Source organism: Xylophilus rhododendri, assembly GCF_009906855.1.
Lineage (GTDB): Bacteria > Pseudomonadota > Gammaproteobacteria > Burkholderiales > Burkholderiaceae_C > Xylophilus > Xylophilus rhododendri.
The window spans coordinates 3,166,497-3,179,413 of the sequence record NZ_CP047650.1; the positions used below are offsets into that span (position 1 = coordinate 3,166,497).

Below are 12,917 nucleotides of genomic sequence, written 5' to 3' on the forward strand. Positions count from 1 at the left end.
CCGTTCAGAACCAGCTGGCCTGCTCGGTGTCCAGGCGCGAGTTCAGCGCCACGCCGGCGACGGCGAGCATGCCGGCCAGCTTGTCGCGGTCGGCCTGCGTCTGCTGGAAATGGTGCCGTGCGTACTTGGCAAGGCTCAGGTCGTACCAGTAGAGGCGCGGGTCCAGATTGCCGATGCGGGTCCGCCAGCCGCGCCGGGCCATGGCCTGGCCCAGCTTCCAGCATTGCTGGTCGGAGGCGGACAGCAGCTCGAAATCCGCGGGCGCGGCCAGGGTGCGGTCGATGCGCTGCTTGAGCTGCTGGCTGCCGCCCATGGCCAGCAGCATGGCCAGCACTTCCTCGACCCGCGGCGCATCCGCTGGCCAGTGGCCGGCGTGCTGGTGGAACTGCGCCAGATCCCGCGCGCAGTGAGCCACCAGCGCATCGAAGGAGGCATCGTCCGGGGCGTAGCCGCCGCGCCAGGACTGGATCTGCGCCGCGGTCTGGAAGGTGGCCGGCCCGCTCTGCGGCTGAATCGCGTTCATCAGGTTGGAGGCCAGCGGGCTGGCCAGGCTGCTCAGGCGCGGCGCGAACTGCAGCTGTTTCAGATGGTCCGGCGACAGCATGCTGAGCTTGAACTCGCCGAGGTGGTGCACGCTCTGGGCGATGGCCAGCGCGCCGCCGGCCAGCACCACCACCGCGGCGGCCGCACCCTGCCAGGTGACGGGGATGACCTGGCCGGCGAATCGCGCGGTGCCGCGGGTGAAGGCCAGGAACCACAAGTCTCGGTTGACCCGGTAATGGCGCGAGATCTGGCCGGCGGCCGAGAAGCTGCGCAGCGAGGCGCCGACGATGCCCAGCGGGTCCTGCACCCGGTCGAAGCGGCCGCTGCGCAGGGCGAGCAGGTCGCGCGCCAGGATGCACATGGCGCGGCGGTGTTCCTCGACGCGGGCGGCGCGGCTGCGGTAGTCGCGGTACAAGGCTTCCAGGCGCTGCGGCGACAGGCCCGACCAGCGCAGGTGCAGCGGCTCGTCGCCTTCTTCGAGCTGGCCGCGTGTCTGCAACTTCACTTCCACCTGCGCCAGCCAGATTTCGGTGTCGTTGTCGGCGAAGGGGGTGCGCAGGGCGGTGGCCAGGGCGGCCAGCTCACCGCGCGACAGGGCGAAGCCGGGCGTGTGCCGGTGGCGCTGCAGGAAGCCATCGACCTGGCCACGCGCCCGCGCAAGCAGGGCGGCGATGCGCAGGCGCGCCGGGATGCGGCCGCCTTCGCCGGGGAAGAAGCCGGCATGGCGCTCCTGGTACTGGAAGGCCTGGCGGATGCCGTAGCGGTCGCGCTCCTGCCGGTAGTCGCGGGCGATCTGTTCGATGGCGGGGCTGGGTGTCTGCACCACCCGCTGGGCTGCCTCGGCGGCGCAGTCGAGCAGCCGGATCGAATCCCGGTGGGCATCGAGCAGGGCCTGGTGCTTCAGCACCGAGGTGGCCTCGTGCATCGCGTCCAGCGAGTGCGCGGCGAGCTCGGCCACGCAGCGCCGCCGCCAGTGCGCCAGCGGGTCCTGCTCCAGCGCATGCAGCAGGTTCCAGCCCATCTGCGACTGCTCGGTGCTGCCGTCGACCAGCTCGTTCTCCCAGGCCGCGCGCAGCGAATGCGTCATCTGCAGGATGCGGCGCAGGTAAAGCGGCACATGGTTGTCCAGCACCGCCTTCTCGATGCTGGCGAGCCAGCGCGCCCGGTCGCCGGTGAGGGCATGGGCCTCGAGCGATCGCAGCAGGCGGTAGAGCTGGCCGTCGGTCTGGCCCTGGCGGTCCTTGCGGTACCAGGCCACGGCAGCAGCGTCGCGCGGTGCCGCGCCGACGACGAAGGCGGCCAGCGCGAAGGCCACCGCCACACCGAAGCCGGCCGCCGCCCCGCCCGAGGCGGCCGCGGCGCTGATGCCGAAGAAGGCGGCCACGCCGATCGCCATCGTCACCACCAGCCCGAACACCGCGTTCACATACAGGCCGCGGTACTGGGCCATGAGGAAGCAGCGCGATTCGAACAAGGCCTGCTCCTGCAGGCTGCAGGATCGCAGCAGCTGCAGGATCAGCCCATGGAAGGCCACGCCGCCGGCGTGCAGGGCCACGCTGTCCGGCGCCATCCAGGCGCCCCAGGCGGCGCGGTCCATGTCGGCCTCTTCCAGCACCGCCGCGGCATGGGCCAGGGCGCGCTCGGCGATGACGGCGGCCTCGGCCGGCGGCTCTTTGCAGGCCTTGCGGTTGATGGCTTCGACCAGGGCCAGGACCACCGAACGGCGCAGTTCCTCGTCCAGCGCATCGGGGCTTTCTTCCAGTCCGGCCGGCAGCGGCGGCAGCGCCGCCACGAATTCCAGCAGCAGCTGCGCGATGCGGATCGGCGCGGGAATGGCCTGGTCCAGCCCGCCGGTTTCGCGGCCGAGCATATGGGCCTGGTAGTCACACAGGGCCAGCAGTTCGGGCGCCAGGGCGCAGCGGGCGTTCAGGCCGTAGCCCCGGGATTCTTCCAGCCGGCGCACGCTGCGCCGGCACTCGGCCGCCGCCGGATTGCCGGGCTGGGTGTAGAGGTGCAGGGCCTCGCGGGCAATGGCGGTCACCGCCTGGCTGAGGCGGCGCTGGTTCCAGTAGAGCTGCGGATCGACCTGCGGCCGGGCCTGCACCGCCGAATCGAAAGGCCGCAGGTCCACATTGGCCGCGCCGGTGGCGCCGGCGCTGGCCTGGGACAGCACCGCGCCGCCGTACTGCAGCACGGCGGTCGAGATCACGGTGACCGTGGCCGCCACCGCCGCGCTGCCGCCCAGGGCGGTCAGTCCGGCCGTCACCACCCGCGCCACCATGGACCAGGTCGCGCCGGGCACCAGGATGCTGCGGTAGTACTCGGTATTGCAGTTCTCGCGCACCTGTTCGCTCAGGCTGTTGTAGCCGAACTCGCCGCCGTTGCGCCGCCGGAACTCGTCGAAGGCCTGCTTGCGTGCGTTGGCGATGCGGCGGCTGGTGGCGCGGGCGTTCCTGCGCACCAGGGCGTGGAGCGCGGCGGGGGGCGCATCCGGGCCGAGCCGGGAGCTCTCGGCCACCAGCCTGTGCATGGCGTCGAGGTGGATGGCGTCGAAGCGGCGCTGCAGCGCCTCGCCCAGCTCGGCGATGAGTTCGGCGGTCTTGCGGGCCGCGGCGGGGCTGGGGCGCATCAGCTCGTCCATGGTGGCGGCCGACAGGCGCAGCACCCAGTCGCGGCCGGCCAGGCCCGCCAGGTCCCGGGGCGGGCGCTGGCCGTCGCGTTTCAGGGCCCGCAGGGCGCGCCGCAGAGCCGAGTCGTCATGGCGCAGATCGGTCATCTCGGCGATCAGCTGCGCCCGGGTGCGGGTGAGGTCCTGGTCGTCCTGGCTGACGAACTGCCAGAGCAGGCCGCAGCCCTTGTCCACATTGCGCCGCAGGTTGGTGAGGAAGGCGTCGTCCATGTGGCCGAGCAGCTGCTCGACCACCTCGGCCAGCAGGCCGGGCGTCAGCGGCGCCATGCTGAAGTTGCGCCGCAGCAGCAGGGTCTGGTTGTGGCGCTGCACCTTCTGCAGCGTGGGCGATATGTCGCTCACCCGCCGCGCCACCGCGGCGCTGCAGCCGTGCAGTTGGCGCGAGGCCTTGCGCCAGCGGCCGTTGACGCCGGAATCGAGAAAGCCGGTGTGGCGGAATTGGGTGGCGAGCGGGGCGGCGGCGAAGTCGCTGTCGGGCGCGGCGGGCCTGTCTTCATCGCCCGCGCAGTCGTCGCGCGGTGCATCGTCGGGCCGCTCGAGGTCGTCGGGTGGGGGTGGGGGAATGAGCCGTGGCGATGGACATCCACCGGTCGGGATCGGGTTTGCCGGCAACATGGGGTCTCCTGTCTTTTGCGGCCGAGATTCGCAGCCGGCCTCTGCGCTGTTGACGTGAACACGAAGCTACGCGCGGTAAATCCGAGCGCCCCACAATCGCTGCCGATGAAGTCCCACAGCCGTCCGCTCGCCATCCGCCGCGCCATCGCCGGCTGGTTCTCCGAGCGCGGCTGGAAGGCTTTCGGCTTCCAGAAGGAAGTGTGGAAGGCGCTGGCCGAGGGCCGCTCCGGCCTGCTGCATGCCACCACCGGCGCGGGCAAGACCTATGCGGTGTGGCTGGGCGCGCTGCAGGCCTTCTCGCAGCGCGCCGCCGAGGGCGAGGAGCCCGGCTCGCGTCGCCGCTCCACGCCTTCCGTGCCGCTGACGGTGCTGTGGATCACACCGATGCGTGCCCTGGCCGCCGACACCCTCACGGCGCTGCGCCGGCCGCTCGACGAGCTCGCCGGACGCCATCCCGGCATCGCCCGCTGGACCGCCGGCGCCCGCACCGGCGACACCGACAGCGGCGAGCGCAGCGCCCAGTCGCGCCGCCTGCCGACGGTGCTGGTGACCACGCCGGAGAGCCTGTCGCTGATGCTGGCCCGCGCCGATGCCCAGGAACTGCTGCGCGGCGTGGAACTGGTGGTGGCCGACGAATGGCACGAGCTGCTGGGCAACAAGCGCGGCGTGCAGCTGCAGCTGGCCATCGCCCGCATCCGCGGCTGGAACCCGGCGCTGCGGGTGTGGGGCATGTCGGCCACGCTGGGCAATCTGCAGGAGGCGATGGAAACCCTGCTCGGCCCGCGCCAGCCCGGCGACGAAGGCGTGCTGGTGCAGGGCAAGATCGACAAGCGCCTGGTCGTCGACACCCTGCTGCCCGGGAACGCCGCCCGCTTCAGCTGGGCCGGCCACCTGGGCCTGCGCATGCTGCCGCAGGTGGTGGCGGAGCTGGACCAGAGCGGCACCACACTCGTCTTCGTCAACGTGCGTTCGCAGGCCGAGCTTTGGTACAAGGCCATCCTCGAAGCGCGGCCGGACTGGGCCGGCGTGCTGGCCATCCACCACGGCTCGCTGGACCGCGGCGTGCGCGACTGGGTGGAGCAGGGGCTGAAGGCCGGCTCGCTCAAGGCGGTGGTCTGCACCAGCAGCCTGGACCTGGGCGTGGATTTCCTGCCGGTGGAGCGGGTGGTGCAGATCGGCTCGCCCAAGGGCGTGGCGCGGCTGCTGCAGCGCGCCGGCCGGTCGGGCCATGCGCCGGGCCGGCCGTCCCGCATCACGCTGGTGCCCACGCACAGCCTGGAGATCATCGAAGCCGCCGCAGCACGTGCCGCCATCCGCGCCGGCCATGTGGAGCGCCGCAGCTCGCCGCACCAGCCGGTGGATGTGCTGGCCCAGCACCTGGTCACGGTCGCGCTCGGCGGCGGCTTCGAGCCCGAGGCGCTGTATGCCGAGGTGCGCCGCACGGCCGCCTACCGCGAGCTGCCGCGCGCGGTGTGGGACTGGTGCCTGGACTTCGTCTCGCGCGGCGGGCCATCGCTCGCGGCCTATCCGGACTACCACCGCGTGGCGCCGGACGAACAGGGCATCTGGCGCCTTTCCGACAAACGCCTGGCACGCCGCCACCGCAGCAATATCGGCACCATCGTAAGTGATGCCTCGATGGTGGTACAGATCAAGAACGGCGCGCGGCTCGGCACCATGGAGGAGAGCTTTCTCGCCCGCCTGCAGCCCGGCGACTGCTTCCTCTTCGCCGGCCGGGTGCTGGAGATGGTGAAGATCGAACAGATGACGGCCTACGTCAAACGCGCCACCGCGGGCCGGCCGACGGTGCCGCGCTGGAACGGCTCGCGCATGGCGATCTCCTCGGTGCTGGCCGAATCGCTGGTCGAGCAGATGGCCCTGGCCGCGGCACACCGCTTCGATTCGCCCGAGCTGAAGAGCGTGCGGCCCTTGCTGGAGGTGCAGCAGCGCTGGTCGGCCCTGCCCACGCCCGGCACCCTGCTGGCCGAGACCTTGCGTACGCGCGAGGGCTGGCATCTCTTCCTCTATCCCTTCGCCGGCCGCCATGCACACATCGGCCTGGCCAGCCTGTTTGCCTGGCGCGCGGCGCAGCACGAGCAGGGCACCTTCTCCATCGCCATCAACGACTACGGCCTGGAGCTGATCAGCGCCACACCGCGCGACTGGGCTGGCCTGCTGCCCGATCTGCTGCGCCTGGACGACGCGCCCGGCGGTGGCGAGCACGGCGCCCTGCTGCAAGAGGTGCTGGCCAGCCTGAACGCCACCGAGATGTCGCGCCGGCGCTTTCGCGAGATCGCGCGGGTGTCGGGCCTGATCTTCCAGAGCCATCCCGGCGAGCGCCGCAGCAACCGCCAGCTGCAGGCCTCGTCGCAGCTCTTCTTCGAGGTCTTCCAGAAATACGACAGCGACAACATGCTGCTGCGCCAGGCCGACGAGGAGGTGCTGAGCCAGGAGCTGGACATCGCCCAGATCCTGGGCAGCCTGCGCAAGATGCGTTCGCAGGAACTGGTGGTCAAGCACCTGGAGCGGCCCAGCCCCTTCGCCTTCCCGCTGATGATCGAACTCTTCCGCGAGAAGCTGACCAACGAGAACCTGGCCGACCGCATCGCGCGTATGGTGCTGCAGCTGGAAGACGCGGCCGATGGCCGGGCGCCGGATGCGCAGGCGGCCGAGGAGAAACAGGCCCGGCGCCCGCGCAACGGCCCGCCTCGCGCGAAGCCGCCCGAGCCGCCCAGCGCGGCGGAACAGGCGGCGGCGGCGGAGATCAGGAAGGATCTCGATTTCTCGCTCACGCCGGTGGAAGGCGGCGAGCCCCGCAAGCCGCGCCGGGAGCGCAAGCCTTCGCGGCCCCTGCCTCTGTTGTAAGTGTTCGCTTGCTTATGATGCGGGTCTTGTGCAGCTGCAGGGTTGGCAATGCCTCGTTCAAAAGTTCCCGTTCCCACCCGGACCAAAGGGCCGGAAACCGGCTTTGTCGAAATCGCCGGCTTGATCCAGTCCGCCAAGGCGCAGACCTACCAGGCGGTCAACACCGCCTTGATCGAGCTGTACTGGCAGGTCGGCGGAGCGATCAGCCGCCGGATCGCGGCAGCGGAATGGGGCGAAGGGATCGTCCGGCAGCTGGCGGTCTACCTGGAGGAAACGCAGCCCGGCCTGCGCGGATTCACCCGGGCCAACCTGTTCCGCATGCGGCAGTTCTACGACGCGTATGTCGACGACGAGAAAGTCACACCACTGGTGCGACATGTCCCCTGGTCGCATAACTTGGTCATCCTCAGTCAATGCAAAGGCATGGCGGAGCGCGAGTTCTATCTCCGCGCAGCAGCCCGGGAAAAGTGGAGCCGCCGCGAACTCGAACGCCAGCTGCAGTCGGCCCTGTTCGAGCGCATCCAGCTCAGCCCCGCGAAAGTCTCACCAGTGGTGCGACAAAACAGCCCCGAGGTGCTGAACGTCTTCAAGGACGCCTACATGGTCGAATTCCTCGACCTGGCGGACACCCACAGCGAGGCCGACCTGCACCGCGGCCTGCTCGACCGCCTGAAGAACTTCATGATCGAACTGGGCCGGGACTTTTGCTTCGTCGGCTCCGAGTTCCCCCTGCAAGTCGGCAAGCAGGACTTCGCGCTGGACCTGCTGTTCTTCCACCGCGGCCTGAACTGCCTGGTCGCCATCGAGCTGAAGGTCGGCCGCTTCGAGCCCGAATACCTGGGCAAGCTGGCCTTCTATCTCGAAGCGCTGGACCGCGACGTGAGGAAGAAACACGAGAACCCCGCCATCGGCGTGCTGCTGTGCGCCAGCAAGGACGACGAGGTGGTCGAGTACGCGCTGAGCCGCATGGCCTCGCCCGCGCTCATCGCCCAGTACCGCACCCAGCTGCCGGACAAGGCCTGGCTGCAGGCCAAGCTGCATGAGTTCTACCAGCAGAACCTGGCCGGATCGGCGGGCTGACGGGGGCGCGGCTCACAGATGCGGGTCGATGGCCGCCAGCAATTCCGGAAACTCCGCCATCGGATAGAAATGCCCCCGGTTGGCCACCTCGTGGTAGTCGCTGCCGAGCCGCTCGTGCAGGAAACGCGCCTCCTCGATCGGGATGTAGGGGTCGCTCGGCGAGTTGAGTTGCACGATCCACTGCTGGTTCGCGCGGATGCGTTCCCAGTCCCAGGGCTGGTCGAAATAGCCGCTGACTTCCTCGGTGCGCAGGCCCAGCGTGGTGTGGTAGCCGGCCACCAGCACCGAGCCCAGGATGCGGTGCGTCTGGGCATGGCGCATGGCGGCGATGGCGCCGGAGGAGAAGCCGACGAGGATGGTGTTCTCGTCGGCGCCGAGCTGCTCCAGGTAGGGCAGCCAGTATTCGGCCCGGGCCAGCTCGGCATCGGGCCAGGTGCCGGGCGAGACCACCTGCAGGCCGCGTGCGCGCAGCCCCTCGGCCACGTAGGGAAACCAGTCGTCGTGGGTGGAGCCGCCGCCGTTGCCCGGAATCAGGATGGCTTTTTTCATCCGGCCCATGCTAAGCCCGCACCGGCGTTACCGCTGGCCACGCGGGCTCTTTCGGCGGCTGGCCTAATCGGTGCCGAATGTCCGACCTGATCCTTGCCGGCGAAGCCGTCCAGTTCCTGCCCGACCCCGCCCTGTGGTGGCCTGCCGGCGGCACCCTGTTCGTGGCCGACCTGCACATCGGCAAGGCCGCGGTGTTCCGCGCGCGCGGCCTGCCGGTGCCCTCGGGCACCACCCGCATCAACCTGGATCGCCTGAGCTCGCTGCTGTCGCGCCATGCTGCCCGGCGCCTGGTGGTGCTGGGCGACTTCCTCCATGCCCGGGAAAGCCGCACACCCTCGGTGCTGACGGCGCTGCAGGCATGGCGGCTGGCCCATGCCGCCGTCGAGATGGTGCTGGTGCGCGGCAACCACGACAGCCATGCGGGCGATCCGCCAGCGTCGCTGGGCATCGCGGTGGTCGACGAGCCCTGGTCCGCCGGCCCCTTCGCCTGCTGCCACCATCCGCAGCTGCAGCCCGGCCGCCATGTGCTGGCCGGCCATGTGCATCCGGCGGTGCGGCTGCGCGGTACGGGGCGCGATGCCTTGCGATTGCCCTGCTTCAGCACCGGCGCCGGCCTGACGCTTCTGCCGGCCTTCGGCGACTTCACCGGCAGCCATGTGCTGGCGCCGGAGACAGGGCGGCTGCTGTTCGCGGTGGGTGGCGGGCGGGTGTGGCCGGTGCCCGCATCGACAGCGCTGCCGGCCTGAGTTCAGTCCAGCAGCAGGTCGCCCTGCAGCACCGGCGCGTCCGGCAGCTCGTTGGGGCGCATGCTGCCGTCGTCCGGCGCGGGGAAGTAGGCGGCCAGCAGCTTGCCGACATCGTCCAGCGCCTGGGTCAGGCCGTCCTCGTAGCGGCCGGCGCCGAAGGCGTCTCCCATGTGGGCCACCAGGTGCTGCCACTGGCCGGCGCCGACATGGCGGTTGAGGCCGCGGTCGGCCACGATCTCGATCGCATGGTCGGCCAGCAGCAGGTAGACCAGCACGCCGTTGTTTTCCTCGGTGTCCCAGACACGCAGCTTGCCGAACAGCATCACCGCCCGCTCGCGCGGCGTGGCGCCGCGCCAGAGGTAGCTGGTGGGCAGGCCGGCCTCGATGCACAGGCGGATCTGGCCGGTGTGCCGGCGTTCGCTCTCGGCCACGCGCTGCTGCAGCCGGGCGACCAGATCGGGCGGAATGGCCTTGCGGATATGGCCTTCGTCGCGCCAGCGGTGGCGCACGATGCGGATGAGCCTGGAGAAGAGATTTGCCATGCCGTTCACCAGTCCCCGGACGCGCCGCCGCCACCGAAATCGCCGCCGCCGCCCGAGCGGAAGCCGCCGCCGCCGCTGCTCGATCCGCGTGAGCTGCCGCCGAGCACATTACCGAAACCGCTGCCGGCGATCACGCCCGGCAGCCCGCGCATCCCCGGGCGCGAGGACAGCCCGCTCCAGCTCAGCATCGCCAGCACCCAGGCCAGCACGGCGGCCACGCCCGCGGCCGGCACGCTCCAGGTGAAGAGGAAGGCCAGCCCGCCGACGATCGCCGCCGCCAGCACCGAACCGAAGCCGCGTCCCAGCAGCCGCCGCAGCACGCCGCCCAGCAGCGGCACGGCGATGAACAGGAACACCGCCAGGTCGTACCACTGGAAGCCGTTGGGATTGCGGCCGGCCAGCGCGTCGTCGCCGTCGATCGAGGCCTGGGCGGCATCGGGCGCGGGCGGTGTCGGCGAGGGCAGGGCCTCGGCGCGGATGCGGGTCTCCAGCCGGTCTAGCGCGTTGCTCAGCCCGCCGACGTAATCACCCGCGCGGAAGGCCGGGGTGATGGCTTCGTCGATGACTTCCTTGGCGGCCAGGTCGGGCACCGCGCCCTCCAGCGCCTTGGCGACCTCGATGCGCACCTTGCGGTCGCGCTTGGCCACGATGATGACCAGGCCGTCGCCGATGGCGCGGCGGCCGATTTTCCAGGTGTTGCCCACCCGGTTGGCATAGGCGGCGATGTCCTCGGGCGCGGTGGTCTGCACCATCAGGATGGCCACCTGCGAGCCGGTGGCCTGCTCGAAATTCACCAGCCGCGCCTCCAGCGCGCTCTTCTGGCGCGCATCGAAGGTGTTGGTGTTGTCGGTCACATGCATGGCCGGCGCGGGGATAGGCTGCAGCTTCTGCGCCTGCGCCAGGCCGGGCGCGAACAGCGCCATCAGCAGCAGCGCGGCCGCGGCCAGCCAGGCACGCACCGGGCGGGACAGCTTGGAAAACGAAACGAAAAAGGCCAGGGGCAAGAAAAAGACTCCTGTCAGCGCGCGGGCTGCGGGTTGGGGTTGCCGAAATCGACCTTGGGCGCCACGCCGCTCTGGGCGTCGCCGCTGGCGGTGAAGGCCGGCTTGGGCGCGTAGCCGAAGACACGCGCGGTGATGTTGGTCGGGAAGCTGCGTGCCTTCACGTTGTAGGCCTGCACCGCCTGGATGTAGCGGTTGCGCGCCACGGTGATGCGGTTCTCCGTGCCTTCGAGCTGCACCCGCAGGTCGCGAAAGCTCTGGTTGGATTTCAGGTCCGGATAGGCCTCCGACACCGCCAGCAGCTTCGACAGCGCGCCGCCGAGCTGTGCCTGGGCCTGCTGGTAGCGTTCGAAGGCCTGCGGGTCCTTCAGCGTCTCCGGCGTGACCTGGATGGCGGTGGCGCGGGAGCGCGCCTCGATCACCTGGGTGAGCGTGTCCTGCTCGAATTTCGCCTCGGCCTTGACGGTGGCGACCAGGTTGGGCACCAGGTCGGCGCGGCGCTGGTACTGGTTCTGCACTTCGCTCCAGGCGGCGGTGGACTGCTCGTCCAGGCTCTGGAAGTCGTTGTAGCCGCAGCCGCCGAGCAGCAGCGTCAGCAACAGGGTGAGGATGAGTGGGCGCATGGCGGGGCGGGTGGCCGGCAGAAGGACAAGGCGGAAGTCTGACACAGGCTCATCCCCCCACGAACAGCCGTCTGCATCAACCGGTATCCAGGCTGAGGCTATGCTCGGCTTTTGCACCGCGCCCAGGCGCAGGAGACCCGCCATGCCCTCAGCCACCGCCGCCGCATCCTGTCCGCCGCCAGGCTGCGTCTGACGATGCGCAGCGATCGCATGTCTTCCACCGCCGCGGTGGGCGGGCGGCCGGACGATGTCGAGGCCGAGTTCTACGAGGCGCTGCGGGTCGGCGACCTGGCGCGCATGATGGCCTGCTGGGCCGACGAGGACGACATCGTCTGCGTGCATCCGGGCGGCCCGCGGCTGGTGGGCACCGGCCAGATCCGCGCCAGCTTCGAGGCCTTGTTCGAACGCGGCACGCCGCCGATCCGCCACGAGACCCTGCACCGTGTCGAGACCCTCGTCAGCAGCGTGCACAGCGTGCTGGAGAAGGTGGCGCTGACACTGCCGGACGGCGCGGTCGAGGCGGCCGTGATCGCCACCAATGTGTTCCACAAGACCGCCCAGGGCTGGCGCATGGTGGCGCACCATGCCAGCCCCGGCACGGTCGCCGAGACGACGACGGACCCCCGGCCCGAGGTGTCGCCGACCCTGCACTAGTGGCGGTGGATTTCGGGGACTACCGCGCGCCCTGGTGGCTGCCGGGCGGCAATCTGCAGACGGTGTGGCCGGCGCTGTTCGGGCGGCGCGGCGATGGCCGGGCGCCTGTGTATTCGCGGGTGCGCTGGGACACGGCGGACGCGGATTTCATCGACGTGGATTTCGCCGCCGGCCCCGAGGCGCCCGCGGCCGGGCAGCAACCGCTGCTGGTGCTGTTCCACGGCCTGGAGGGTTCCTCGGCCAGCCACTACGCCCAGAGCTTCGCGGCGGCCGCGGCGGCGCGCGGCTGGGCCTTCGCGGTGCCGCATTTCCGAGGCTGCGGCGGTGAGCTGAACCTGGCGCCGCGCGCCTACCACTCGGGCGACCATGAAGAGATCGGCTGGATGCTGCAGCGCCTGCGCCAGGCGCATGGCGCAGGCCCGCTGCTGGCCGTGGGTGTGTCCCTGGGCGGCAATGCACTGCTGCGCTGGGCCGAGGAAGCCGGCCAGGAGGCCGGGAAGCTGGCCAGCGCGGTGGCGGCGGTGTGTTCGCCGATCGACCTGGCGGCCAGCGCGCGGGCGATCGGGCGCGGCTTCAACCGCCATGTCTACACCCGCATGTTCCTGGCCAGCATGAAACCCAAGGCGCTGGCCAAGCTGGTCCAGCATCCGGGGCTGTTCGACGGCATCGCCCTGGCCGCGGCGCGCGACCTGCATGGCTTCGACGATGCGTTCACCGCGCCCCTGCACGGCTTTCGCAGCGCCGAGGACTACTGGCGGCGCTGCTCCGCCGGGCCGCACCTGGGAGAGATCCGGCTGCCTGCACTGGTGCTCAACGCCGTCAACGACCCCTTCGTGCCGGCCGCGTCCCTGCCGGCGCCGGTCGATGGGACATGGGTGAAGTTCTGGCGGCCGGCGCAGGGCGGGCATGTGGGTTTCCCGCAGGGTGCGCTGCCGCCGGGCGATGTCAATGCCATGCCGCGCGCCGTCTGCGGCTGGCTGGCCGGTCACATCCGCTAGCCGGACGCTTGC

Annotated in this window: 10 protein-coding genes; 5 read left to right on the forward strand and 5 right to left on the reverse strand. The window is 70.7% G+C overall.

Annotated elements, in window-relative coordinates:
• Positions 1-4 precede the first annotated feature (4 nt).
• Positions 5-3,847, reverse strand: a complete 3,843-nt coding sequence (locus tag GT347_RS14605) for a hypothetical protein (RefSeq protein WP_160552890.1) — start codon at positions 3,845-3,847, stop codon at positions 5-7.
• 105 nt (positions 3,848-3,952) lie between these two features.
• Here GT347_RS14605 and GT347_RS14610 point away from each other — a divergent pair, with 105 nt between their 5' ends.
• Both GT347_RS14610 and GT347_RS14615 read left to right on the forward strand, forming a co-directional pair.
• On the forward strand, positions 3,953-6,712 hold the full coding sequence (locus GT347_RS14610) for a ligase-associated DNA damage response DEXH box helicase (protein WP_160552891.1): 2,760 nt from the start codon (positions 3,953-3,955) through the stop codon (positions 6,710-6,712).
• 120 nt (positions 6,713-6,832) lie between these two features.
• Complete coding sequence (locus tag GT347_RS14615; protein WP_229722318.1) at positions 6,833-7,792, forward strand: PDDEXK nuclease domain-containing protein; 960 nt, start codon at positions 6,833-6,835, stop codon at positions 7,790-7,792.
• Positions 7,793-7,804: 12 nt separating this feature from the next.
• Here the strand turns inward: GT347_RS14615 and GT347_RS14620 are convergent, their stop codons facing one another.
• Complete coding sequence (locus tag GT347_RS14620; protein WP_160552893.1) at positions 7,805-8,341, reverse strand: RBBP9/YdeN family alpha/beta hydrolase; 537 nt, start codon at positions 8,339-8,341, stop codon at positions 7,805-7,807.
• A 77-nt stretch (positions 8,342-8,418) separates the two neighbouring features.
• On the opposite strand from GT347_RS14620, the gene pdeM reads away from it, so the two are divergent.
• Positions 8,419-9,087, forward strand: a complete 669-nt coding sequence (gene pdeM, locus GT347_RS14625; RefSeq protein ID WP_160552894.1) for a ligase-associated DNA damage response endonuclease PdeM — start codon at positions 8,419-8,421, stop codon at positions 9,085-9,087.
• 2 nt (positions 9,088-9,089) lie between these two features.
• Here pdeM and GT347_RS14630 read toward each other — a convergent pair whose 3' ends face one another.
• The 3 genes from GT347_RS14630 to GT347_RS14640 are packed head-to-tail and all read right to left on the reverse strand — an operon-like array spanning position 9,090 to position 11,253.
• On the reverse strand, positions 9,090-9,629 hold the full coding sequence (locus GT347_RS14630) for a TPM domain-containing protein (RefSeq protein ID WP_160552895.1): 540 nt from the start codon (positions 9,627-9,629) through the stop codon (positions 9,090-9,092).
• Positions 9,630-9,634: 5 nt separating this feature from the next.
• Positions 9,635-10,633, reverse strand: a complete 999-nt coding sequence (locus GT347_RS14635; protein ID WP_229722319.1) for a TPM domain-containing protein — start codon at positions 10,631-10,633, stop codon at positions 9,635-9,637.
• Between the two features lie 14 nt (positions 10,634-10,647).
• Positions 10,648-11,253, reverse strand: a complete 606-nt coding sequence (locus GT347_RS14640; protein WP_160552896.1) for a LemA family protein — start codon at positions 11,251-11,253, stop codon at positions 10,648-10,650.
• A 111-nt stretch (positions 11,254-11,364) separates the two neighbouring features.
• On the opposite strand from GT347_RS14640, the gene GT347_RS14645 reads away from it, so the two are divergent.
• Both GT347_RS14645 and GT347_RS14650 read left to right on the forward strand, forming a co-directional pair.
• Positions 11,365-11,907 (forward strand): YybH family protein, encoded by a 543-nt coding sequence (locus tag GT347_RS14645; RefSeq protein WP_407704096.1) that lies wholly within the window; start codon positions 11,365-11,367, stop codon positions 11,905-11,907.
• Positions 11,908-11,912: 5 nt separating this feature from the next.
• Positions 11,913-12,905 (forward strand): YheT family hydrolase, encoded by a 993-nt coding sequence (locus GT347_RS14650; protein ID WP_160552897.1) that lies wholly within the window; start codon positions 11,913-11,915, stop codon positions 12,903-12,905.
• The last annotated feature ends 12 nt before the right edge of the window (positions 12,906-12,917 follow it).

What these genes read in the sequence shown, in the direction of transcription:
- GT347_RS14630 (WP_160552895.1), bottom strand. Translation starts at nt 9,629, where the DNA reads ATGGCAAATCTCTTCTCCAGGCTCATCCGCATCGTGCGCCACCGCTGG.
- GT347_RS14610 (WP_160552891.1), top strand. Translation starts at nt 3,953, where the DNA reads ATGAAGTCCCACAGCCGTCCGCTCGCCATCCGCCGCGCCATCGCCGGC.
- GT347_RS14605 (WP_160552890.1), bottom strand. Translation starts at nt 3,847, where the DNA reads ATGTTGCCGGCAAACCCGATCCCGACCGGTGGATGTCCATCGCCACGG.
- pdeM (WP_160552894.1), top strand. Translation starts at nt 8,419, where the DNA reads ATGTCCGACCTGATCCTTGCCGGCGAAGCCGTCCAGTTCCTGCCCGAC.
- GT347_RS14640 (WP_160552896.1), bottom strand. Translation starts at nt 11,253, where the DNA reads ATGCGCCCACTCATCCTCACCCTGTTGCTGACGCTGCTGCTCGGCGGC.
- GT347_RS14620 (WP_160552893.1), bottom strand. Translation starts at nt 8,341, where the DNA reads ATGAAAAAAGCCATCCTGATTCCGGGCAACGGCGGCGGCTCCACCCAC.